General features: G+C 72.2%; 15 protein-coding genes and 1 pseudogene. 6 read left to right on the top strand and 10 right to left on the bottom strand.

Going from position 1 to position 22987, the window contains the following annotated elements:
* Positions 1-37: 37 nt before the first annotated feature.
* From WMF17_RS22845 to WMF17_RS22835, 3 genes are all read right to left on the bottom strand, one after another.
* Entirely contained in the window at positions 38-430 is a 393-nt protein-coding gene (locus WMF17_RS22845) for a type II toxin-antitoxin system VapC family toxin (RefSeq protein ID WP_437651374.1), read from the bottom strand.
* Between the two features lie 283 nt (positions 431-713).
* The gene (gene nudC, locus WMF17_RS22840; protein ID WP_437651265.1) at positions 714-1556 is read right to left on the bottom strand and encodes an NAD(+) diphosphatase; all 843 of its coding nucleotides are present in this window, start codon (positions 1554-1556) and stop codon (positions 714-716) included.
* Between the two features lie 141 nt (positions 1557-1697).
* Entirely contained in the window at positions 1698-4403 is a 2706-nt protein-coding gene (locus tag WMF17_RS22835) for a helicase HerA-like domain-containing protein (protein ID WP_437651263.1), read from the bottom strand.
* Positions 4404-4581: 178 nt separating this feature from the next.
* Between WMF17_RS22835 and WMF17_RS22830 the strand changes: the two genes are divergently transcribed.
* The 3 genes from WMF17_RS22830 to WMF17_RS22820 all read left to right on the top strand — a co-directional run bounded on the left by WMF17_RS22830 (position 4582) and on the right by WMF17_RS22820 (position 6260).
* Complete coding sequence (locus tag WMF17_RS22830) at positions 4582-4800, top strand: hypothetical protein (RefSeq protein WP_437651261.1); 219 nt, start codon at positions 4582-4584, stop codon at positions 4798-4800.
* A 73-nt stretch (positions 4801-4873) separates the two neighbouring features.
* Entirely contained in the window at positions 4874-5416 is a 543-nt protein-coding gene (locus tag WMF17_RS22825) for a nucleotidyl transferase AbiEii/AbiGii toxin family protein (RefSeq protein ID WP_437651259.1), read from the top strand.
* Positions 5417-5936: 520 nt separating this feature from the next.
* Positions 5937-6260, top strand: a complete 324-nt coding sequence (locus WMF17_RS22820; RefSeq protein ID WP_437651257.1) for a hypothetical protein — start codon at positions 5937-5939, stop codon at positions 6258-6260.
* Between the two features lie 38 nt (positions 6261-6298).
* On the opposite strand, the gene WMF17_RS22815 is transcribed toward WMF17_RS22820, so the two are convergent.
* Together WMF17_RS22815 and WMF17_RS22810 are read right to left on the bottom strand one after the other, a co-directional pair.
* Positions 6299-6625, bottom strand: coding sequence for a rhodanese-like domain-containing protein (locus WMF17_RS22815; protein WP_437494623.1), 327 nt, complete (start codon positions 6623-6625; stop codon positions 6299-6301).
* Positions 6626-6704: 79 nt separating this feature from the next.
* Positions 6705-9263: a hybrid sensor histidine kinase/response regulator gene (locus WMF17_RS22810; protein WP_437651255.1), complete on the bottom strand. Its 2559-nt coding sequence runs from the start codon at positions 9261-9263 to the stop codon at positions 6705-6707.
* 299 nt (positions 9264-9562) lie between these two features.
* On the opposite strand from WMF17_RS22810, the gene WMF17_RS22805 reads away from it, so the two are divergent.
* The gene (locus WMF17_RS22805) at positions 9563-12109 is read left to right on the top strand and encodes a DEAD/DEAH box helicase (protein WP_437604191.1); all 2547 of its coding nucleotides are present in this window, start codon (positions 9563-9565) and stop codon (positions 12107-12109) included.
* Between the two features lie 354 nt (positions 12110-12463).
* On the top strand, positions 12464-13012 hold the full coding sequence (locus WMF17_RS22800) for a DUF892 family protein (protein ID WP_437651253.1): 549 nt from the start codon (positions 12464-12466) through the stop codon (positions 13010-13012).
* A 321-nt stretch (positions 13013-13333) separates the two neighbouring features.
* Here the strand turns inward: WMF17_RS22800 and WMF17_RS22795 are convergent.
* Positions 13334-13984, bottom strand: a pseudogene (locus WMF17_RS22795) (DNA alkylation repair protein); the annotation flags it as partial.
* Positions 13985-14270: 286 nt separating this feature from the next.
* Here WMF17_RS22795 and WMF17_RS22790 point away from each other — a divergent pair.
* Positions 14271-16004 (top strand): hypothetical protein, encoded by a 1734-nt coding sequence (locus WMF17_RS22790; RefSeq protein ID WP_437651251.1) that lies wholly within the window; start codon positions 14271-14273, stop codon positions 16002-16004.
* A gap of 90 nt (positions 16005-16094) precedes the next feature.
* Here WMF17_RS22790 and WMF17_RS22785 read toward each other — a convergent pair whose 3' ends face one another.
* The 4 genes from WMF17_RS22785 to WMF17_RS22770 all read right to left on the bottom strand — a co-directional run bounded on the left by WMF17_RS22785 (position 16095) and on the right by WMF17_RS22770 (position 22947).
* A complete protein-coding gene (locus WMF17_RS22785; protein ID WP_437651249.1) occupies positions 16095-16898 on the bottom strand; it encodes a lysophospholipid acyltransferase family protein in 804 nt (267 codons plus the stop codon).
* Positions 16895-20668 (bottom strand): serine/threonine-protein kinase, encoded by a 3774-nt coding sequence (locus WMF17_RS22780; protein ID WP_437651247.1) that lies wholly within the window; start codon positions 20666-20668, stop codon positions 16895-16897. The genes WMF17_RS22785 and WMF17_RS22780 overlap by 4 nt, the downstream gene beginning before the upstream one ends.
* A 364-nt stretch (positions 20669-21032) precedes the next feature.
* Complete coding sequence (locus WMF17_RS22775; RefSeq protein WP_437604186.1) at positions 21033-22331, bottom strand: hypothetical protein; 1299 nt, start codon at positions 22329-22331, stop codon at positions 21033-21035.
* A gap of 286 nt (positions 22332-22617) precedes the next feature.
* Positions 22618-22947, bottom strand: a complete 330-nt coding sequence (locus WMF17_RS22770) for a DUF433 domain-containing protein (RefSeq protein ID WP_437604185.1) — start codon at positions 22945-22947, stop codon at positions 22618-22620.
* Positions 22948-22987 lie beyond the last annotated feature (40 nt).

Here is a 22987-nt window from a genome sequence, read left to right as displayed (position 1 = left end):
GAGGAAGTGGAGCGGTGTCAAAGATCGCTCCCCAGAGTCACGAATCCCAGCGAACACGGACGCCGGGGTAGCGGGAGACGAGTTCGTCCTTGCTCACCAGCTCGGCGTTGTGATCGATGGCCGTGGCGATGATCACCCGATCGATCGGATCGCGATGCAGATCGGGCAGAGCTGCCGACTTGGCTGCGATCTGCGGAGTCAGGGGAAGCAGGACAAGACCCGCCTGCTCAATCGCCTTCGTGAAGAAGTCCTCGACGGAGACCGGGAGCACGATGCGCCCCTTCTTTGCAAGCCAGGCAACCTCCAGGCAGGAGACCGAGGCGATGCCGACGGGGCCGGGCTCGTGCTCGATGAGCGCCTTCGTCTTGGAAGGAAGAGAGTCGGCGGTTCCTTGGATCCACCAGAGCCAGGTGTGCGTGTCGAGGACCATCACGCGTCGTTCACGCTCCAGTCAGGCTCATCGAGGGCAGGGGTGATCACGTCGCCCAGGATCTGGAGCCCAGACAGCTCCGCCGGGGGCCGGCGCACTGCGGTCGGCGACGAGGGCGGTTCTTCGAGAACCAGGAAAATTGCCTCGACTCGCGTGCGAGGAGGGAGGACCGGCATTTCCTTCAGCCGGCCGTGTTCGTCGGTCTCGAGGAGCGCTCGGTGCGCCTGCATGCGTGGACGGTAGCACGGCCGCGCGAGAGCGCCGATCCGCCGCGCCGGAGCCGCTACCGCGCGGGGCGCGCGAGCCAGGCGTCGATGAGCTTGCGGGCGATGCTGAGCGGCGGCGGCAGCATCGGGAGCGCGTCGCGGTGGAACCAGCGGGCGTCCTCGAGCTCGCGCGTGTCGACGCGGAGCTCGCCGCCCGTGTAGCGCGCGGTGAAGCCGACCATGATCTGGTGAGGGAAGGGCCACGGCTGGCTGCCGAAATAGGCGATGTCGGCGATGTCGACGCCCGTCTCCTCCTGGACCTCGCGCGCGACGCACGTCTCCAGCGTCTCGCCCGGCTCGACGAAGCCGGCCACGAGGCCGTACATGCCCGCAGGGAACCGCGCCTGCCGCGTCATGAGCAGGCGCGGGCCGTCCTCGACGAGCACGATCGTCGCAGGCGTGATCCGGGGAAAGTAGTTGCTCGCGCAGCGGCCGCAGCGCTTGACCCGCTCGTCCTGCCCACCCTCGAGCCCGGCGCCGCACGCCGCGCAGTACTGGTGCGCCCTGTCCCAGTGCTGCACCTGGTACGCCGTGCCCGCCAGGTCGAACAGCTCCGGATCGATGCGCCCGTGGAGGCGCCGCAGCGAGACATAGGCGTGCCCCTCGGGCGCCGGCGAGCCCGGCGCGAGCTCCGCGGAGCGGCAGGGACGCCCGTCGAGCTCGCCGAGCGGCTGGTCGCGCACGACGAGGACCCCGAGCCGGGCGAGATCGGCCGCGACGGGGACGTCGAACTGACCGCCGCCGTCGGCCGGCATGCGCGCGCGGACGAGGAGCTCGTCGCCGTGGAAAGCGAACCACGCGATCTCGGCGGGCGGCGCGCCCGGGCGGCCGAGCCCGGGGCGGAAACGGGCGGGCGGCATGGCGTCACGCCCGCCCGCGGGCCCGCGCGGGCTCCGCTGCGAGGGTCTGCGCTGCGCGATGTCCGCCTGCCGGAGAGCCGATCGGGTGCATGCGGGAGAGCTTAGCGCCTCGGGCGGGCGCGCGGGCCCCGGGGCGAGGGCTCACGCGGGGCCGGCGAGCGTCGCGGCCCAGGCGAGCGCGACGAAGGCGACCTCGACGTCGTTCTTCCTGGGGACGAGGCGCTTCGTCTCGATGCCCTCGCCGGCGCGGAGGGGGAGCTGCTCCAGCGCGGAGAGCTCGGCGGCCTGGGCCGCATGGAGGTCGCGGAGCGCGGCGTCCGCCTCGGTCCACTCCTGGCGCGCGCGCTCGAGCTTCGCGGTGGCCTTGTCGCGCTGGGTCCCGGCGCGCCGGGCTGTGTCCCGGCCGGCGACGAGCCCGAGCAGCGCGGCGCCCACCGCGCCGGGGAGCGCGGCCACCTCGGCCTGGGCCTGGTCGTACCGCGCCTTCGCGGCGGCGATGCGCTCGCCGAGGCGCGCGATCCTGGGCGCGAACCGGCCGATCACCTGCTGCTGCTCGGCGGCGGCGAGCCGGGCCGCGGCGGCGCGGCAGCGGGCGGCGAACGCCTCGAGCGGCTCGCCCTCGGCCTGCGCGAGCCCGAGCTCCCGGTGGACGGCCACAGCGGCCTCGGTCGTGCGGTAGGCGTGCTCCCGGAGCGCGCGCGCCGCGGCCTGCGCGGTGGCGCGCTTCGCGAGCGGGGCGGGCAGCTCGGCGAAGCGGGCGCCCGCGGCGGGCGCCGTGGAGAGCAGCGAGGGGTCGAGCCGGGCGATGCGCGAGAGATCCGGCTTGCCGTCGGGCAGCAGCGGGGCGGCGAGGAGCTGGCTCCGGTTGAGGGCGACGCCGAGCTTCGTGTCGCGCAGGTGAGCGATCACGGAGGCGGCCACCCAGGGGATGTAGCGGAAGCCCTCCGGAGCGACGGCAGGGGCGTGCGCGTAGAGGCTCCGCCAGCCATCGGGCGGTGGCGGGGGCGCTGGCGCTGCCGGGGGCGGGGCCGCCGGCGCGGGGGCGCCAGCGTCCGCACGAGCGGCCCCGCTGCGCCGCGCGGGCGGCGGGGCGGAGGGCGCGTGGCGCGGGTCGAGGAGGACCGTGCCGCCCGGACCCACGGGCGCGCGCCGGGCTGGGCTCGACGGATCGTGGACAGCGCGTGTCGGATCCGGGGAAGCACGCCTCGGATCCAGAGAATCGTCTGTCGATTCTGGGTAGACACGCCTCGGATCCAGAGAATCGTCTTTATAATTGGGGTAAACACGCCTCGGATCCAGAGAATCGTCTGTCGAATCTGGGTATTTTCGCCTCGGATCCAGAGAATCGTCTGTCGAATCTGGGTATTTTCGCCTCGGATCCAGAGAATCGCGTGTCGGAACGGGCGCTTTCGGAGGAGGGGAGATGCTCCGGACGAGGCGGCCGACCTCGCGTCGGGTGACCGGGCCGCGCAGCCACGACAGGCTGAACCGCGTCTCGGCGAGGAACGCCGGCGGCTGCATGTGGACGTCGCGCACGAAGAACGTGCGCGGGGGGAGCGCCTTCAGCGTGGCCGAGAGGGCCGCGGCCGGGACGCCGCCGGCGCCCCCGTCCGCGCCCGAGAGCCCCTCGACGACGCGCTCGCGGTCGGCGTCGGTCTGGAGCCGGCCCACGAACCACGCGCCGGCGTTCGAGAGCGCCTTGTAGTCGAGGTCCATCGGGTTCTGCGTGGCGAGGACGACGCCGACCCCGAAGGCGCGCGCCTGCTTCAGGAGCGCGAGCAGCGGCCGCTTGGTGGGCGGGTTCGCCGGGTGCGGGGGCAGGAAACCGAAGACCTCGTCGAAGACCACGAGCGCGCGCAGGTCGCTCGTGCCGGAGAGGCCGCGCACCCACGAGAGCAGCTGATCGAACAGCAGCCCGAGGACGAGGAGCCGCTCGTCGTCGTCGAGGTGCGCGACGCTGACGATCACCGCGGGGGTCTTGCCGCCGCCGCCGCCGCTGCCGGCCTGCGGCGCGAGCCACGCCGCGACGTCGAGCGGCGCGCCCTTGCGCCACGTGGCGAACGTGGGGGAGGCGAGCAGGGTGTTGAGCTCGCGCGCGAGCGCCTGCCGCTCCTTCGGGGCGAAGAACTCGTCGACGGCGAGGGCGCCCACCGCGGCGATCGGCGGCGCGGCGAGGTCGGCGAGCAGCGCCTCGAGCCCCGCGGCCCGCCGCGCGCGCAGCCGCCGCTCGGCGAGGTGCGCGAGCAGCACGTGCTCGCGGCTCCGCGCCGGATCCGGGTCGCGGCCGACGAGCCGGAGCAGGAGCGACAGCGAGGCCGAGAGCGCCTCGCGGGCGGCCTCCTCGTCCTCGTCCCACAGCGACGAGGGCGCCTCGAGCGCCGACAGCACGTGGATCGGCTCGCCCGCCGTGGTGCCCGGCGTGAGCAGGCGCGGCGCCATGCAGGCGCGGAGCGCGGCGACGTCGGCCGGCCCGAGGCCCGAGGAGGCGAGCCCCGCGCGCCACCGCGCCGCGAGCTCGGCGGCGACGTCCGCCGTCGAGCGGCCGTCGCGCGCGGCCGCGGAGGGGTCGAGCCACGGCTCGAACTCGGCCGGCGAGACGCCGGGGAAGGTAAAGAGCAGGTTGGGGAGGTCGCCCTTCACGTCGATCATGAGCACGGGGACGCCCGAGCGGAGCGCCTCCTCGACGAGCACCATGACGAGCCCGGTCTTGCCGCTGCCGGTCATGCCGACGACCACGCCGTGGGTCACGAGGTGGTGCGCGGGGAGCTCGAACGGGCGCGCGGCGGCGGCGCCGGGATCACCCGAGAGCGGGCGGGAGCGGCCCAGGGTGAAGGGGCGGGTCGGCATGAGGGCGCGCTCGTGCCATGGCGGGAGGGCTGTCGCAATGCTGGACGGGGGAGGAACACGCGGTGACGGGGCGCGCGGGCGGAGCCGGCGGCGCGGGCGCAGCCTGCGCGCGGCGAGCGAATCCGGGAAGAAACCGACGATCTGACGTCGAGCGTGTCTCGGGTGGTAGGATCAACGCATGAACGCGGACGACATCCGGGCCTACAAGAAGCGCTGGGAGATGGTCGTGGAGGTCGAGCAGGCAGAGCTCGCGGCGATGTCTCCGGCCGAAAAGTTCCGCGACCTCGCCATGCTCATGGGCGTGGCCCGGGGACTGGATAGCTCGACCGACGCGGACAAAGACGTGGAACAGGTGCGCCGGCGCTGGACCCTGCTCGCGGAGCGCCTTGGTGTCTGAGTTGCGCTCGCTGGCGGAGCTCGAGGGCGCGGTACGCGCGCTCCTCGCGTGGTCGGAGGCGTCCCGCGTCCCCATGCTGATCATCGGCGGGGTCGCGGTGTCGATCCTGAGCAAGCCTCGCACGACGAGAGACGTGGATGTCGTCGCGTGGCTTCCGGACCACGACGAGTGGCCCGCCTTCCTGGCCGATGGGGAGCGGCATGGAATCGTTCCCCGCATCCCGGATGCGCTGGGGTTCGCCCTCAGCTCCCGCGTCCTTCTCCTTCGACACGACCGCTCCGGCGTTCCGATCGACCTCTCGATGGGCGCCCTGCCGTTCGAGGAGAACGCGGTTCGTCGCGCAGTTCCGACGGATCTAGGCGCCCTTCGCGTTCCGCTTCCCATGCCCGAGGATCTCCTCGTCATGAAGGCCGTAGCGCATCGCTCGCGGGACATGGTGGACATCGAATCCATCCTGAGCGCGCATGCCGATGTCGACGAGAAGTGGGTTGTCTCGACGGTTCGTGAGTTCGCCGAGGCGCTGGACTCGCCGGAGCTCGTGACCGATCTCGTGAAGTTGCTCCGCCAGCGGACACCGACGAAGGTGAAAAAGAAGACTCGTCCTCGCAAGCGATGATGCGTCGCGGGGACTTGATGGAGCGCAGCTCCGGCAAGCTCGTCGATCCGGAGGCTGCGCTGGCGATCGCTGAGGTTGACCAGCGCCAGGAGCGCTGCTGGAGCGGGGCGTCCTGAGCGACCGCCGTGCTCCAGCTGCTTCGCTCCGCAGGTTGCTTGTTGAGTCCGTTGGGTCGCATGCGTAGGCTCGTGTCCACGGAAGCAGGTGCATGGGGACGAAGCGCGTGCGTGGCGTTCGGCGGAGCGGCGCAGGGCTCGCCATGGCGGTGTTGCTCGCCTCGGACTGCGAGCGGTCCCCGAACAACGCCCGCTGGCGGTCCGGCCTCACAAGGTGCGGCGGCCCGGCACCCGCGCGCCCTCGCGCTCGGGCCTCCTCTCGCCGGAGGGGGACGTGTACGGCCGAGGGGTCCCGGACCTGTACGCGGGCCTGGAGCCGATCCGCGACAAGCGGTAGACAAGCCCCGCGTTCCCCGAGCGCGGGTCGGCCTCGCCGCACCGGGCGGGCCGCAGGGACAGGCATCATGGCGAAGAAGAAGCTCTCGGCCCGCGCCGCCCGGCGCGAAATCGATCGCACGTCGGCGAAGCTCACCCGCGACATCGAGCGGCTCGCGCAGCTCGAGCCGGGCCACTCCCCCGGGCGCGCCATCGCGCTCGACGCGGCCTCGCAGGTCGAGGTGGCCGCGCGGTCGATCCCGTGCCCGCGCTGCCGCGGCGCCCTCCGCATGGAGGACCACACGGCCGAGACGCTCGACGGCGTCCGCCTCCGCGTCGCGCAGGTGGCCTGCAGCGCGTGCGGCGCGCGCCGGAAGCTCTACTTCCGGCTCGGCGCCGCCGCCCTCAACTAGACCCGCCCGCGAGCGCGCCGCCGCGCCCGCGCCCCGCGTCAGTACCGCGGAATGCTCTCGTCGATGTGGATCGACCACGCGTCGATGCCGCCCTGGAGCGAGGCGACGCGCTCGTGGCCGAGCTTCTCGAGGATCGCGGCGGCCGAGAGGCTCCGGACGCCGTGGTGGCAGTACGCGACGACCAGCGCGCCCTCGGCGGGCGCGACCTCGTCCGCGCGCTCGGCGAGCTCGTTCAGCGGGATCAGCGTGCTGTCCGGCAGCGCGGCGATCTCGTGCTCGCCGGGCGTGCGCACGTCGAGGAGGACCACGGGCTCCCTCGCCTTCAGCTTCAGAAAGAGCTCTTTCACCGAAATCTGCTGGACCATGGTCTGCTCGCGATCGCCCCCGGGATGATGCCGTGAACGCCTCTACCTATCCAAAGAGCTCCCCGGGAACAACCGCCTCTCAGCTCGCCGCCCGCTCCCTGACGAGCGACGCGACCACCCCCACGAGCTCCGCCGGATCCAGCGGCTTCGCGACGTGCGCCTGGTACCCCGCGCCGAGCGCCCGCGCCCGGTCCTCGGCCCGCGCCAGCGCGCTCAGCGCGATCGCCGGCGTCGCGCCCCCGCGCGCCGCGCCGAGGCCCCGCATCCGGCGGATGAGCTGGAAGCCGTCCTCGCCCGGCATCCCGAGGTCGCTGACGAGGACGTCGGGCCGCTCCCGCTCCAGCGTCGCCATCGCCTCGGCGGCCGACCCCGCCGTCGTGACGCTCGCCGCGCAGTCCTCCAGCACGCGCTGGGCGACCTCGCGCGCGTCGGGCTGGTCGTCGACCACCAGCACCCGCACGCCGGTGAGATCGGCCGCCGGGTAGTCGGCCAGCGCCTCGGCGCGCGCCGAGGTGGGCCGCTGCGCCGCGCCGGGCGCCCGCTGCGAGACGCCGGCGAGCGGCAGCCTCACCGTGAACGTCGCGCCCCGGCCCTCGCCCGGGCTCGCGACCCCCACCGCGCCGCCGTGCAGCTCGACAAGGTGCTTCACGATCGAGAGCCCGATGCCGAGCCCGCCGTGCTTCCTCGTCGAGGACGCGTCCGCCTGCCGGAAGCGCTCGAACAGGTGCGGCAGGAACTGCGGGGCGATGCCCGGGCCGGTGTCGGTCACCGACAGCTCGGCGTGCGCGCCAGCGCGCCGCAGCGCGACGTCGATCCGCCCGCCCGCCGGCGTGAACTTCACGGCGTTCGACAGGAGGTTCCAGGCGACCTGGTGGATCCGCGCAGGGTCCCCCCGGAGCGAGCTCGCCTCGGGATCGACGCTCGCGTGGATCGCGATCCCCTTGGCCTCGGCCGCGAGCTTGATCGCCTCGAGCGCGCTCTGGAGGACCCCCTGCAGATCGACCGGCTGGACGTCGAGCCGCAGCTTCCCCGACACGATCCGGCTCATGTCGAGCAGCTCGGAGACCATGTCGGCCTGGAGCCGCGCGTTGTTCTCGATGACCTCGAGCCCCCGCGCGAGCGCCTGCGGCTCCGGCGCCCGGCTCCGCAGGATGCGCGCCCAGCCCAGGATGGCGTTGATCGGCGAGCGCAGCTCGTGCGAGAGCGTCGCGACGAAGTCGTCCTTGACCCGGCTCACGCGCTCCGCCTCGTCGCGGGCGGCGCGCTCGCTCTCGAGCAGCTTCTGGCGCTCCCCTTCGGCTTGCCACGCCGCGGTGACGTCCTCGGTGATCCCCATGAACGACTCCACCGCCCCGTCGGGCCCGAGCTCGGGGATGAAGCGCGTCCGGCACCTCCGCTCGCCCAGGCTGAACTCGATCCGTTGCTGCTTGCCCGTCCTCGCCGCCTCGCCGCAGGCGGCGTCGCTGGCCTCGCACATCTCCCTCGGGAGCCAGGTCTCGGAGCCGTGTTTGCCGAGGAAGTGCTCGGGTGGGAGCCCGGTCATCGCCTCGATCGAGGCCGTCACGAACGTGCACCGCATCTCCGGGTCGAGCCGGAAGATCACGTCGGGCGAGCTCGCCATCAGCGACGTGAGCTGCCGCTCGCGCCGGCGGAGCTCGTCCTCCAGGCGCTCGCGCTCCGCGATGACCCGCCGCGCGTCGTCGAGCGCCGCGCGGAGCCGGCGCTCGCTCTCGCGCAGCGCCTCTTCCGTGCGCTTGAGCCGGCCGATGTCCAGACAGAGGCCGACCCAGGAGGTGATCTCGCCCCGCTCGTCGCGGATCGGGACCCCCCAGTTGAGGATGGGGTGGACCGTGCCGTCCGCGCCGAGATAACAGAGCTCTTCCTCGAACGGCTCGCCTGCCCGTATACACCGCTCGACCCGGGGCAGCAGACAGCCGCTCACGAGCATCTTTATCTGCGTGCCGTCGGGCCGCTCATGCGTCCTCTCGAACGGCGTGAACGTCCACCCGCTCGCCAGGAGCTCCGCCCGGGCACGGTCGTCGGCGGGGCGCTCCTCCGGCGGCAGGTCGGGATCCCAGCGGACCAGGCCGGCCGCGAGATCCTCCCGCGGGTGGCCCACGAGCCGCAGATACGCGTCGTTCGCCTCGACGATCCGCCCGTCAGGCATCCAGAAGGCCATCGGGGCCATGTTGCTGTAGAAGAGCTTCCGCAGCCTGGCCTCACCCTCCGCCAGCGCCTGCTCCGCCGCGAGCGCCCGCTCCTCTGCGCGCCTCCGGTCGGTCACGTCCTCGACGAACACCACCGCGCGATACGGTCGGCCCCGGGCGTCGCGGACGAAGACGCCAGTCATCTGGAGCGAGCGGACGCCGCCGTCCTTGCAGCGGCAGCGCATCTCGAACGTGAGCTCCTCCGCGTCGGCGTCGAGCAGCGAGCGCCACGCCGCCTGCGCGCCTGCCCGGTCCTCCGGCAGGGCCAGGTCGAGCAGCTTCTTCTCGAGCAACTCCCGCTCAGCGCAGCCCAGCAGCTGGCAGAGCGAGCTGCTGATGCGCAGGAGCCGCCCGCTCGGCGCGTCGACCTGCACGCTCCCCCTGCCCGGACCTCGCATCGCCCAGGCTGGATGTCCGGTGCTCTCCCCCATTGCTGTCTGTCTACTCTTCCGGCTTCCGGCCACCGACGCGCTCGACCTGTCCCCCGGACGTGCGCGCGGCTCCCCCGTTTCGTCCGGTCACGCTATCACGAACACGCCGGGGCGCGGCAGCATGGCAGCCGGATCGAGCCCACGCCCTCGGCTCACCGGGGCTGTCCCCGGAGTACGTTCCGTCCAGAGCTCGCGTGGAGCTCGGTGATCCGACCGGGACATGGAGGAGTTTGCTTGCATTTTTCCCTGGAACCAGGCTTCTGCAGGGTGCGCCCCTCTCGATGGGCGTCCCAGCCGCCATGGATCAATCCGCTGCTCCGCTCCGCGCCCGCCTCCCGCCGTCGTCCCACGACTTCGTGGCCGACGATCTCTTGAACGGCTTCCTCGACTATGTGGCCGAGCGGGGACTCGAGCTCTACCCGGCGCAGGAGGAGGCCATCCTCGAGATCTTCGGCGGCAAGAACGTCATCCTCAACACCCCGACCGGCTCGGGCAAGTCGCTCGTCGCGGCCGCGATGCACTTCAAGGCCATGGCCGAGGGCATGAAGTCGTACTACACGTGCCCGATCAAGGCGCTCGTCAGCGAGAAGTTCTTCTCGCTCTGCAACGACTTCGGCCCCGAGAACGTGGGTATGTTGACCGGCGACGCGTCGGTGAACCGCGACGCGCCCATCATCTGCTGCACCGCGGAGATCCTCGCGAACATCGCGCTCCGCGAGGGTGAGAAGGCGCTCTGCGACTACGTGATCATGGACGAGTTCCACTACTACTCGGATCGCGATCGCGGGGCGGCCTGGCAGATCCCGCTGCTCACGCTGCCTCAGGCGAGGTACTTGCTCATGAGCGCCACGCTGGGAGGCACCGAGTTCTTCCAGGAGGAGATCACGCGGCTGACCGGGGAGCAGACCGCCGTCGTCAAGTCGACCGTGCGCCCGGTCCCGCTCGACTACGAGTACCGCGAGACGCCGCTCCACGAGACGGTGGCGAACCTCGTCAAGAACGGCAAGGCGCCGATCTACATCGTGAGCTTCACCCAGCGTGCCTGCGCCGAGGAGGCGCAGAACCTGATGAGCCAGGACTACTGCACCAAGGAGGAGAAGCGGGCGATCACCGCCGCCCTCGCCGGGGTGAAGTTCTCGAGCCCTTATGGCCGCGAGGTGCAGCGCTTCGTCAGGCACGGCATCGGGCTCCACCACGCGGGGCTCTTGCCGAAGTACCGGCTCCTGGTCGAGAAGCTGGCGCAGCAGGGGCATCTCAAGATCATCTCGGGCACGGACACGCTCGGCGTCGGCGTCAACATCCCGATCCGCACGGTGCTGTTCACGAAGCTCTGCAAGTTCGACGGCGAGAAGACGGCCGTCCTGAGCGTGCGTGACTTCCAGCAGATCGGCGGCCGGGCTGGCCGGAAGGGGTTCGACACACAGGGGAGCGTCGTGGCGCAGGCGCCGGAGCACGTCATCGAGAACATGAGGCTCGAGGCGAAGGCGGGGAGCGACCCGGCGAAGCGGCGGAAGATCGTCAAGAAGAAGCCGCCGGAGAAGGGCTATGTGCACTGGGATCGGGCGACGTTCGAGCGGCTGATCCAGTCGCCGCCCGAGCCGCTCGTGTCGCGGTTCCAGGTCACGCACGGCCTGCTGGTCAACGTGCTCGGCCGCGAGGAGGGCGGGTGTCGGGCGCTGAAGCGGCTCATCCGCAGCACGCACGACCGGCCCGCGGTCCGGCGGCAGCACGGCAAGACAGCGATGCTCCTCTTCCGCTCGCTCGTGGAGGCGCGCATCATCGAGTTCGTCCCCCGGGAGGACGGGCCTGGCAAGCGCCTCCGCATCAACGCGGATCTCCAGGAGGACTTCTCGCTGAACCACGCGCTCTCGCTCTATGTCCTCGAGACGGTGGACAAGCTGGATCCCGAGAGCGGCACGTATCCGCTCGATCTGCTCACGCTCGTCGAGTCGATCCTGGAGAACCCCGAGCTCATCCTGCAGAAGCAGCTCGATCGGCTGAAGACGGAGAAGATCGCGGAGCTCAAGGCGGCGGGGGTGGAGTACGAGCAGCGGATGCAGGAGCTCGACAAGCTCGATTATCCGAAGCCGAACCGGGAGTTCATCTACGGGACGTTCAACGACTATGCGCGGCGGCACCCCTGGGTGGGGCAGGAGAACATCCGGCCGAAGGGCGTGGCGCGCGAGATGTACGAGCAGTACCTGTCGTTCGGCGAGTACATCCGGGAGTACAACCTGGAGCGGGCGGAGGGGTTGCTCCTCCGGTACGTGTCCGAGGTGTACAAGGCGCTGGTCCAGACGGTGCCCGACTACGCGAAGGACAGCGACACGACCGACATGATCGCCTATTTCCGGGCGCTCATCCGCGGCGTGGACTCGAGCTTGCTCGACGAGTGGGAGCGGCTGCGCGACCCCACGTACCAGCCGCGCGCGGGGGCCTCGGGCACGGTCGAGCCGACCGCGTTCGACGTCACGCGCAACGCCAAGGAGTTCACGGTGCTCGTCAGGAACGAGCTGTTTTTCTTCCTGCGCGCGCTTTCCCGCCGCGACTACGAGGTGGCCGCCGAGATGGTCGAGGGCGAGGAGGCGCCCTGGACCGCCGATCGGCTGGAGGAGGCGCTCCGCGGATATCACGCGGAGCACGCCGCGATCCGCACCGACCCGGCGGCCCGGAGCCCGAGCAACACGATCATCCACCCCGCCGAGGACGGCGGCTCCTGGGCGGTCCAGCAGATCATCGCCGATCCGGAAGACCACAACGACTGGATGCTCGACTGCAAGGTGGATCTCGATCGCTCGCGCGACGCGGGGCGGCCGGTCATCGTGCTCCGGCGCATCGCGAGCTGACGGGCCTCGGGTCCACGCGCGCGCACGCGCGGGCCTATCGTCGCCGAAGAGGCAGCGCGCTCGATACGACGTGCCCTCCAGCGCTGCCTGATGCACGGGCTCATGGATGATGAACACGTGCACTTCGCGCACACGGCCCGCAGGATCGTGGCGCTCATGGCCGCGGGCGGCGGTTCGACAGGGGCGTGTTCCCGGGCGAGCGGCGCCGCTGCCGGTCGCCGGTGGGGAGCCATTTCGCGAACCGCACCCTCGTGGAGTACCTGAGCGAGCACCTCGGAGCGGCGCGCGCCCGGCCGGTGCGCCCGCCGCGGCGCGGCGGCCTGCGAATCGCATCTGCCCCGGCCGGAGGCATCCATGCAGAAGCTTGCACAGGTGAACAAGGACAAGGCCATCGACCTGCTCAACGAGCGGCTGACGTTCGAGCGCGCGAGCGTGAAGCTCTACGACTCCATCCTGGAGAAGGTCGGCCGCACGGCCGATCCCGGCCTGCTGAACCTGCTCGGCCAGCTCAAGACCCACCGGGATCAGGAGAAGGAGCACGAGGAGTGGCTCGAGGCGCAGATCCGCGCGCTCGGCGGGGACGCGCACGCCGAGACCGAGATGTCGCGGCTGATCGCGATCGAGTCACAGGGCATCGAGCAGGTGGTGCTCGACGGGGATCAGAACCCGACCCACCTTTTTCATGCGCTGCTCACCGCGGAGCTCGTCGATAACGCCGGCTGGGAGCTCCTGCTGGAGCTCGCCGACGAGGCGGACGACGGCGAGGCGAGGGACGAGCTCCGGCGCCGCCTGCACGAGGAGGAGGACCACCTCATCCTCACGCGCGAGGTCGTCGAGCGGCTCACGCGCAAGGAGCTGCTCGGGTCGCCGGACGAGGCCATCGCGGCGGCGCACCCGACGTGAGCGACCCGGCGCGGGGCGGCGCGCGTCCCGGGATCAGCCCCGGCGCGGGGCGGCGCGGGGCGAGGCGCCGCGCTTCGGTTTCTCCGCGGCGGGGGCGGCCTTGTCGGCGCCGTCGCGCGCCTTGACCCTCCTGGCCGTCTTGGCGGCGGCCGGCTTTGCGGCGCCGGCCCTGGCCGGCTTTGCGGCGTCCGGCGTGGCGGAGGCGGCCCTGGCCGGCTTTGCGGCGCCGGCCCTGGCCGGCTTGGCCGCATCCGGCCTGGCGGCGCCGGCCCTGGCCGGCTTGGCCGCAGGCGCGGCGGCCGGCTTCCGGGTGGCCCATACCTTCTGGATGTACGCGGTCGCGTCCGGCGTCTTGCAGCTCGTCTCGCCGTGATCGACGTCGACCTTGCCGATGCGCCTCGCCGCCGTGAGCGCCTTTCCCCGCAGCGGCTCGCTCCGCGAGCCGATGCTGATGAGCGCGCTGTTCATCGCTTCCCGGGCGCGGTTCCCGGCCTCGTGGATCGACGCCTCGAGCACCGAGAGCCGCTCCTCGAACAGGCTGTCGGGCAGCGACGGGTCCCCGGTCGCGAGCACGCCGAGGAGCGTCCAGCCCGCCCGGCCGATCCACTCGTCGTCCGATGCGGTCCAGCGCGCCATCGCCTCGCGGGCGAACGGCGTCTTCGCGGCGATGTGCTTCACGAAGAGGTCGACGAGGAGCGGTGAGCGCAGGCCGTCGAGCCACGCCTCGAGCTGGTCCCGGGTGAAGCGCCCCGGATCGGCGATCGCCGCCGCCAGCGTCCGCGCGTCGGAGTTGCCCGTCGCCCAGAGCGCCTCGGCGAGCTCGTGATCGCGCTTGATCCGCTTCTCCAGCGTGTTCATGTGGGCGAAGCTCACGCCGAAGAGCGGATCGGTCGCGCCGTGGCGCCGGTAGACTTTCCGGTTCTGCTCGGTGCCGAGCCGCTCGAGCTCGCGCATCACCTCGGTGAAATTCATGGCTCTCACCTAACCTTTCTGTCCATTACGCGCTCGCACCAACTTTTTTCGTGCAAACCGCTTCGTGGGGCGAGCCTGTCGACGCGGCCCGAGGCGCGCCCGCGGCGTCGACCCTGTGCGCTCGAGCTCGCCATGATGTCCTACGCGCCCGTCGCGCCCGGCGCAGGTCTCGGGGACAGAGAAACAGAGGAGAAACCGCTGTGTCCGCGGGGCCTCTGTGGTTGAATCCATGGTTCATGGACCCGGGGGATGACGGAGGGCGGCGGGTCGCCGGGAGTGGACGCGGATGAGCCGGTTCACGACAGTCCTCCGAGGCGCCCACGAGCCGTCGCGGCTCCCGGAGGCGCTCCTCCGCGCGCTGGAGGAGCTCGTGACGAGCCTTGGAGAGACGCACTCCCTCGCCTTCACCGTGACCCGCAAGGAGGCGGGAACGGCGGACCGGACTCCGGCGGTCGAGTATGCCTCCGAGGGGGTCCGCTTCGTCCTCGTGGCATCGAAGCGGCTCCGGTATTACCGGCTGGAGACGAGCGTCCTGCGCTCGGAGTTGCTCGATGCGGTCGCGCAGCTCGTCCGGGAGCGGCTCCCGCAGTACACCCTCGACGAGCTGATCGACCTGGCCGACCGCGAGGTGGAGCGGACGCCGGTCCCGCTGGAGCTCCTCGCGGAGGTGGCGCGTCATGACGACGAGCTCGACGACCGGATCGCGGCGCTGTACGAGCGCGCGCTGCGGTCTCCCCGCCCCGAGGTCAGGGCCCAGGCGGCCTGGTGCACCTACGAGAACAGGGCCGGCTGGGCGCGGTTCGTCCCCGTCCTGCAAGCCGCCCTCGAAGGGGAAGAAGAGGAGTCGGTCCGGGTGGACGTCACCACCGTGATCGACCTCTTGCAGACCGAGCTTCAGCGCGAAGAAGAGGAGCAGGTCCGCTGGAAGTACCCCGGGCTCGATCGCGTCGAGTACGAGGTGACGAAGCAGCGAGGGCTGTCCGCCGAGGAGCAGGGGTCGCTCCGGCAGGCGGTCGCCTTTCTCCGGATGCCGTACGGGATCTACTGGTGGTACTCCGAGCGGAGCCTGAACATGTCCCTGGAGAGCGCGCTCGAGTCGCTGCGCCACCTCGAGCGCTGGCGGGACGAGATCGAGCGTTCGTTCCAGTCCGAGGTCCCCTACGACCACTCGGACCCCTTCATGAACGAGGACGGCATCCATCCGCTGGGGGCCTACGTCATCAGCAGCCAGTTCCTGTGGCATTATCACGAGTCGGACGAGGCGGAGCGCCATCTCCTCCGCTCCCTTCACCTGGCGGAGACGCTCATGACCCGCGGGCAGGCCGGAGCGGTCCCGGTCATGCCCCGCGTGCCCCTGAAGGAGCCGTATCCGGACGGCGTGTCGCGCGCCTACCACGATCCGCGCCTTTACGCGGTCAACCACTTCTACCTGGGAGAGCTCCACGAGCGGCGGGGCGCCCATGAGCAGGCCGCGCGCCACTACGCGCGCTTCGCGGAGCTCGAGCCCGATTTCTCCCCGAGGAACTCCTACGCCCCGCACCGGGACTACTACGATATCAAGAGGTTCTATCCGGGGACGGTCGAGGCGTATGGCAGGCTCGGGAACCTGTACCGGGACCGCCTGGGCAACCCGGATGCGGCGCGCCTCTACTACGAGAAGGCGCTGGAGCTGCCCCCGTCGCACCACACGCCGTACCGGGATTACGCGCTCCTCCTGCGCGAGGCAGACCCTCGCAGGGCGCTCGATCTGGCGCGGGAGGAGGTCGAGACGCTGGCCTCCTATCCGGATCCCGATCCGAGCCCGGTCGCGAGGTGTCTGCCCGTCGAGCCTCGCGACGTGGTCGAGCGGTTCAACGAATGGCGCTCTCACCCGATGGCGCCCCGCGACGAGATCGACGCGGTGACGCGCTCGGTCCTCCGGTTCCTGAAGAACCTGTCCGCCGAGCCGTACCGGAACGCGTACCGGAGCTGCGATGAGCTCGCGCAGCAGGTGGAGAGCGCCTTTTCGCGGGGCGCGTGACCCCGGGCGCTCGCCGAGGTGGCCGCGAGCGGGTTCTCCTCTCGCGATCAGCGCGGCTTGCCCGCTTTCCGGTCACCGGGTGTCACCCGTTCAGGCGTGAGGCTCCCCCGACTCCCCGCGCCCCGCCTCGCCCCCCTCGCGGAGCGCCGCCGGCAGCGCCGAGGCCACGGCGGCCCTGCACGCCTCCATCGAGGCGCGGAGCTCATCGAGCGAGCGCCCGGGCGGATCGAGCGGCGGGTGCACGACGACCCGCAGGACGCCGGGCGCGGCGGCGTAACGGCCCTTCGGCTGGAGCGCGCCCGCGTCGACGAGCGTCACCGGCAAGACGCGCGCGCCCGCGGCCGCGGCGACCCGGAAGGCGCCCAGCCGGAAAGGCAGGAGGCCGCCCGTCGCGCTCCGCGTGCCCTCGGGGAAGAACACCGTCGACCACCGCTGCATGAGGTTGCGCTGCGCCGCGCCGAGATCCGCCGCGGCGCCCCGGGCGCGCCGGTCGACCGGCGTGTGGCCGTAGAGGCGCATGCCCCAGCCGAGCACCGGCACCCGGAACAGCGCGCGCTTCGCCAGGAAGCGGAACGGCGTGCGCCCCTGCAGCACCACGAGCAACGCGAGGATGTCGAGCGTGCTCTGGTGGTTCGCCGCGATCACGTAGCGCTCGCCCGGCCGCGCGTGCAGGACCCCCTCGGCCTCGACGCGCACGCCGACGAGCCAGAGCGCCCCGCGCGCCCAGACCACCGAGAGGCGATCGTGCATCCGCTGCCGCGGATCGAAGGGGAAGCAGAGCAGGCCGACAGGGAGCAGGACGACGAGGAACAGCATCGCCCAGGCGTGGGCGAGCGCCGTGCGCACGACCTCCACAGGACCGGCCGGCGCCACGGCAGCGCCCGCCGCCGTCACTTCGCGACCGGGGGGATCTCCGGCCCGTCGAAGCGCGGGACGAAGCCCTCCACCGAGGCGAGCGTCTCGAGCAGCGTCACGTGGCGCAGGCGCGGGATCGCCACGTACGTCGGCACGCCGATCTCCTCGTCCGGGATCGCGATCGTCGCCGCCGCCGCGAGCTCCGCCACCGTCGCGCCGACGATCTGCGTCGTGCCCATGCTGCTCGGGCCGGCCGACCGGATCTCACGCGGCAGCTCGGCCCAGTACGTCCGCGGGAGGCCCTGGAACGCCGCCTCGACCGGGGGCCGCGGCCAGAACGTCGGCTCCGTGAGGCCGAGCTCCTCGACGAGCACCTCGCGCTCGGCGCGGATGTCGCGCGCCTCCTGCTCGTCGCCCAGCGCGTCGAACGCCTCGGCGAAGCGCTCGAGCGCCGTGACGAGCTGCGTCCGGTTGCCCGAGGCGCGGATGAGATCGAGCGTCTCCCGGCCGTACGCCCTGAGCTCGCCGACGTCGCGGCCCAGGAGCGCGCGCGCGTGCATCCGGCCGACCCGGCCGAGCCCCACGGCGTACGCGTCGCCCGTCCCCGCCGAGCCGATCTCGACCGCCCGCTCGTAGGCGGCGAGCGCCTCCGGGAGCTGGCCCTGCACGAAGAGCACGTCGCCGAGGTACCCCTCGGCCCAGCCGCGCCCCATGCCGATGCCCAGCACGCCGCTGAGGTTGCACGCGTTGGCGAGCAGCACGCGCGCCCGCGCGAGGTGGCCGACGTGGAACTGATGCCGGCCCGCGTACATCGTGCCGACGTACAGGTAGAGCCCGCTCAGGCCGTGCTCCTCGGCGTACGAGAGGAGCTGCGCGGTCGACCGGACGCCGAGATCCCAGTCGAACCGGCCCTCGGCGAGCACCGCGTAGTAGAACCACGTGCCGAGCAGCCGCACCGGGTCGCGCAGGCGCTCGGCGAGGCGCGCGGCGTCGGCGGCGCTCTGCTCGGCCTCGGCGTAGAAGCCCGCCTGGCTCAGCGCGACGCAGAGGATGCCGCGCGAGTGGCACAGCTCGATGTACTCGCCCGCCGCCTCCGCGAGCTCGCAGCCGCGGCGGAGCGGCTCGGTCGCCGGGCCCACCTTGCCGGCCGCGCACAGCGCGCGCCCGAGGATGTTCGCGGGCAGGCACTGGTACGGGCGGAGCTCGGGGCTCGCGCCGACGGCCTGGAGCGCCTTGCGGCTGTGCGCCACGGCGTCGGCGAACTCGCCGCGCACGTAGTGCACGCGCGACAGGGCGCTGGAGAGGGCCGCGGTGACGAGCGGCGTCTCCGGGAGCGCGCCCTGCGTGCGGCGGAGCAGATCGAGCGGCTCCGCCGTGCTGCCGAGCAGGCACGCGACGCGCGCGAGCTCGTGGGCGCAGCGGGCCCGGAGATCGATCCGCGCGGGGTCGAGCGGCAGCCGCTCGAGCAGCGCGAGCGCCTGCTTGAGCCGCCGGCTCGCGCCGTGCGGGTCCTGGAGGCGGTCGGCCTCGACCGCCGCGAGCAGGTAGGTCTCCGCCGCGCGATCGAGCTCGCCGGCGCGCTCGACGTGGTGCGCGAGCGTCCCCGGATCGCCGCCGCGCAGCGCGATGCGCCGCGCGATGCGCCGGTGGACCTCGCCGCGCTCCTCGGGCGGCACGCGGGCGGAGAGCTGCTCGCGCGCCACGTCGTGCGAGAACGACGTGAGGCGCCCGTCCTCGCTCAGGCAGACGTAGTGCGCGGCGGCGTCGCGCAGGGCGCTGTCGACCTGCGCCGGGTCGAAGAGGCCGAGCTCGACGAGGTCGTCGCGCAGGAACTGGCGGCCGATGAGCGCGGCGACGCCGAGGACCTGGACCGTGGTGGGGTCGAGCGCCTCGATGCTGCGGGAGAGCACGTCCGAGACCGAGGCGGGGGCGCGGTAGTGCGCGTCGGCGCGGGAGAGCTCGAGCGCGCCGCTCCGGCCGCGCTGCAGGAAGCCCTCGGTCTCCATGTTGCGGACGACCTGGATGTTGAAGAGCGGGTTGCCGGCGGCGAGCAGCGGGACGCGGCGGACGAGCTCCTGCACGAGGTCGTCGCCCGCGCCGCGGCCGAGCGCGGAGAGCAGCGCCCGGTTCGCCTCGGGCGGGAGCGGGCCGAGGTCGAGGCGCTCGACGTTCTTCCACGCGAGCCACCCCGCCGTGCGCGGGGTCATCGGCGACGAGCCGGGCGAGCCGCGCACCCCGGCCGAGGCCGGCGGGGGCAGCGTCGAGCCGGCCACGCTGCGCGCGCCCGGGAACGGCGGCCGGGCCGTGCCGAGCAGCAGGACCGGCATCTCGGCGAGGTGGTCCGAGATCCGCAGGAGGACGTCCTGCGTCGCCTCGTCGGCCCAGTGGACGTCCTCGATCGCGAGGATGACGGGGATCTCCTCGGAGATCGCGCCGAGCAGCCGCAGGAGGAGATCGGCGATCCAGCGCGTGCCGCCCGGGCCGATGGCGCCGCCCGCGTCGGCGAGCCCGACCGCGCGGATGAGCTCGGGGACGAGCCCCTGGAGCAGGGCGGCGTCGTCGGCGACCACGAGGCTGACCAGGCGGCGGATGCGCGCTGCGCGGCTGTCGGTGTGCCGCTCCAGCCAGAGCGCGATCTGCGTCAGCGCCTCGCGGATCGCGGAGTAGGGGACGAGCCCGGAGAGCTCGCGGCACCTGCCGTACGCGACGATGGCCGTGCCCGTCTGCTCGGCGCTCCGGAGCAGCTCGGTGACGAGGCGGCTCTTGCCGACGCCCGTGTCGCCGACCACCACGGCCGGCCGCGGCTCGCCGACCACCGCGCTCTGGAGGAGCTCCGTGAGCCGGCCGAGCTCCAGCTCGCGGCCGATGAACGGCGCGTCGTCGAGGGCGTCGGGCGCGGCGGCGTCGCGCTCGCGTTCGGCCGCCTCGGGGGCCGGGGGCTGCGAGGTGCCGTGGAGCGTGACGTAGTAGAGCTCCTTGAGCCGCGCGCAGAGCCGGGCCGCGCTCGAGGAGCGCCGCGCGGGGTCGCGGTGCATGAGCTCCTCGACCAGCGCGACGACGGGCGCCGGCGTCTCCGGGGCGACGTGGGCGAGCGGCACGAGGGTGCCGTAGACCTTCTGGTTGATGACGCTGTCGACGGTGCCGTCCGCGAACGGGAGGCGGCCGGCGAGCAGCTCGTAGAGCATGACGCCGACCGCGTAGAGGTCCATGCGGGGGCTCGGGCGAGCGAGCGCGCCCCGCTTCAGGCACTCGGGCGCGAGGTAGGCGATGGTGCCCGCGTTGACGCGGACGTGCTCGGGCTGAAAGCTCACCGTGAGCGTGGCCAGACCGAAGTCGAGGATCTTGAGCCGGGGCTCGTACGGATCGGTGAGGACGATGTTGCTCGGCTTGAGGTCGAGGTGCAGCACGTTGAGCGCGTGGCAGTGGGCGAGCGCCTCGGCCACGCGGCGCGCGATGCGCAGGGCCTCGATCGTATCGAGCGAGCCCATCCGCGTGAGGTACCGGTCGAGCGTCTCGCCCCGCACGAGCTCCATCGCGAGATAGAGGCCGACGCCGTCCAGGACGCCGTACGAGGAGAGCTTCACGAGCGACGGATGACGCAGCCGGAGCAGCGCCTCGATCTCGTTCTGCTGGGCGAAGAGCTGCCCGACGTTCTGGGCGCTCACTTCCTTGAAGATCTTGATGGCGGCGTCGTTCCCGGACTCGTCGTGGCCGCGGAACACGGCGCCGAATCCGCCCTCGCCGAGCGGCTCGTCGATCGTGTACTCGCCAATCGTGGCGCCGCGCTCGATCAAGGGACCGCCGACCATCGCTCCTGCCCTTCCGAGTACTCCGTCATCGCTCGCAGAAGCCTCATGATACTCCGGACGCGGCGCCGTGACGCCGCGCAATGGCCCTCTTCACGGCCATTTGGCGCCTCGGGGCGCGTCGCGCCTCGACGGCTTGCTGCATCGCGCGTGTCTGGACACGAAACGTGCGTGTCACGTTGGGGCGGCAATTCTGGTGATCGCCGGGATCTTCGCGCCCCGCGCGCCCTCGCGCGGCGACAGGGAAGGTGAGCCCGCATCCAGAACTGCGCTTCGACCCCCAGGATCGGGGCCGGAAATGACGACGGCGGCGACCCCCTCCAGGAGGGGGACCGCCGCCGCGTCCGGACTCAAACCGTTCCGGGGATCAGGTCCCGCCGCTGGCCGAGCCGCTGGCCGAGCCGCTGACGCTCGCGCTCGCCTTGATGTTGACGTCGATCGAGGCCGTCGCGCTGGCCGACGCGTCGACCGCGGCGGCGACGCAGGCGACCGCCTTGCCGCCGGCCTGGAGCGCCGCGTCCTTGACCTCGACGCCGGCCTTGCCGACGCCGGACACGGCCGCCGCCAGCTTCTTGCCGGTCCCGAGCTGGACCTTGGCGATCGCCGGGAGCGACGTCCGGAGCGCCGCGATGAGCTTCTGTGCGTCGGCGTTCACCTTGCCGTTCGCCACGATGCGGACGTTCGGCGGATCACACGACGCGGTGCCGGCGGTCTTCGCCGTGCACTGCATCTGGCAGCTCGGGTCGATGCTCGGGGGCTTGAACTCGCCCGAGCACTTCGGCTCCTTGATCTCGGCGCTGCAGCCGCCCGAGCACGAGCCCGAGCACTTGGCCGCCGCCTTGATCTCGCAGGAGCCCGAGCAGGAGCCCTCACAGGTGCCGGAGCAGGTGCCCTCGGCCTTGGCGTCGCACTTGCCGTCGCAGGTGCCCGCGCAGGCCGCGCCCTTCGACTCCTTGCCGTCGCACTTGCCGTCGCACTTGCCGCCGCAGGTGCCCTTGAAGCCGACGTCGCACTTGCCCGAGCAGCTCGCGTTGCAGGTGCCGGAGCACGCCGCGCCGGCCTCGACGCTGCACTTGCCCTTGCACTCGGCGTCGCACTTGCCGCTGATCTCGCCGCCCTCGCAGCTCGCCTCGAGCTTGCCGGGCTGCACCGGCGAGCCGCAGTCGCCGAGACACTTCTGCATGGCGGTGACGTCGGCGTAGCACTTCGGCGGCTCGATCTGGACCGCGAGCTTCGCCTCGGCGTTCGCCTTGACGGCGGCGTTCACCTTGGCCGAGACCGCGTTGCAGACCTTCTCGGCGCCCTTGCCGCCGCCCGCGTCGGCCTTGAGGTCGGCGTCGCTCATGCCGAGATCCTTGCCGAGCTTGCCGCACGAGGCGATGAGGTCCGCCTCCATGTCCGCCGTGAGCTTGTCGAGCGAGGCCGCGGCCTCGAGGAAGCCCTTGATCTTGCCCTGGACATCGGCGCCGCCCTCGAACTTGAGGTCGGCGATGCCGCCGTTCTTCAGCTCATCGCAGCCGCTCGCGGCGGAAGCCAGATCACCGGCGGGCCCGGGCAGGCTGTCCGCGCCAGGGAACCCCTTGCCACCACAGTTCACGAGGAGAGGCGAAGCCAGCCCGAGCAGGGCCACGGGCATCGCGAACAACTTCCATCGATTGACGCTCATCTCTGAAACCCTCCGGCACCACGATGGGTACCCCTTGGGGCGCGGACCCTACACCAACGACCGCGACCTTGAAAGCCGGGACAGCCGCGATCCTGCGCGGCCGTCGCTCGCAATGCCGAGCAGCCCCCGCACGCCGGGCCCCAGCGATAGAGCGCCCTATTGCCCGAAGTCACGATGGCTGTAAAGAAACAAGCTGAGCGCGCCGAGCGGCGAAGTCGATTGACACCGGTGGACGCCGGGTGACGTCAGGTGACGCCGTACGTCGCGGCGCGCCCCCGGCGCGTCGCTACTCGTCGTCGTCGAAGGGGAGGGGGAGCTGCGAGAGCGGGCGCGCGCCGACCGTGGGTCCACCCTTCTTCTCGAAGAGCGCCTGCTCGCGCGCGATGTCGGCCTCGACGAGCTCCTGGTTGTCATAGGCGAACGCGAGCGCGTCGAGCACGCGCGCGGGCCCGAGGTTCGGGTACCGCTTGAGCAGCGTCTCGACCGACGCGCCGCCCCGGTGCCACGCCCACAGCCGCCGGACCGGGACGCGCGATCCGGCGACGTGCGGGCTGCCGGCGAGCACCTGGATGTCGCACCGAACGTGAGGGTGGGGGACGCGGATTCGCGGGAGCACCGGCGCGGCCATCGCGCTGCGGAGCCTAGTACCTGTCGCG

The organism is Sorangium sp. So ce362 (assembly GCF_051519845.1).
Lineage (GTDB): Bacteria > Myxococcota_A > Polyangia > Polyangiales > Polyangiaceae > Sorangium.
Note: the sequence above shows the minus strand (reverse complement) of the source record. Positions and strands in the feature narration are given on the sequence as shown.

Excerpts from the sequence above, each read along its gene's own strand:
- WMF17_RS22845 (WP_437651374.1), bottom strand. The coding sequence starts at position 430 with ATGGTCCTCGACACGCACACCTGGCTCTGGTGGATCCAAGGAACCGCC.
- nudC (WP_437651265.1), bottom strand. The coding sequence starts at position 1,556 with ATGCCGCCCGCCCGTTTCCGCCCCGGGCTCGGCCGCCCGGGCGCGCCG.
- WMF17_RS22835 (WP_437651263.1), bottom strand. The coding sequence starts at position 4,403 with ATGCCGACCCGCCCCTTCACCCTGGGCCGCTCCCGCCCGCTCTCGGGT.
- WMF17_RS22830 (WP_437651261.1), top strand. The coding sequence starts at position 4,582 with ATGAACGCGGACGACATCCGGGCCTACAAGAAGCGCTGGGAGATGGTC.
- WMF17_RS22825 (WP_437651259.1), top strand. The coding sequence starts at position 4,874 with ATGCTGATCATCGGCGGGGTCGCGGTGTCGATCCTGAGCAAGCCTCGC.
- WMF17_RS22820 (WP_437651257.1), top strand. The coding sequence starts at position 5,937 with ATGGCGAAGAAGAAGCTCTCGGCCCGCGCCGCCCGGCGCGAAATCGAT.
- WMF17_RS22815 (WP_437494623.1), bottom strand. The coding sequence starts at position 6,625 with ATGGTCCAGCAGATTTCGGTGAAAGAGCTCTTTCTGAAGCTGAAGGCG.
- WMF17_RS22810 (WP_437651255.1), bottom strand. The coding sequence starts at position 9,263 with ATGGGGGAGAGCACCGGACATCCAGCCTGGGCGATGCGAGGTCCGGGC.
- WMF17_RS22805 (WP_437604191.1), top strand. The coding sequence starts at position 9,563 with ATGGATCAATCCGCTGCTCCGCTCCGCGCCCGCCTCCCGCCGTCGTCC.
- WMF17_RS22800 (WP_437651253.1), top strand. The coding sequence starts at position 12,464 with ATGCAGAAGCTTGCACAGGTGAACAAGGACAAGGCCATCGACCTGCTC.
- WMF17_RS22790 (WP_437651251.1), top strand. The coding sequence starts at position 14,271 with ATGAGCCGGTTCACGACAGTCCTCCGAGGCGCCCACGAGCCGTCGCGG.
- WMF17_RS22780 (WP_437651247.1), bottom strand. The coding sequence starts at position 20,668 with ATGGTCGGCGGTCCCTTGATCGAGCGCGGCGCCACGATTGGCGAGTAC.
- WMF17_RS22775 (WP_437604186.1), bottom strand. The coding sequence starts at position 22,331 with ATGAGCGTCAATCGATGGAAGTTGTTCGCGATGCCCGTGGCCCTGCTC.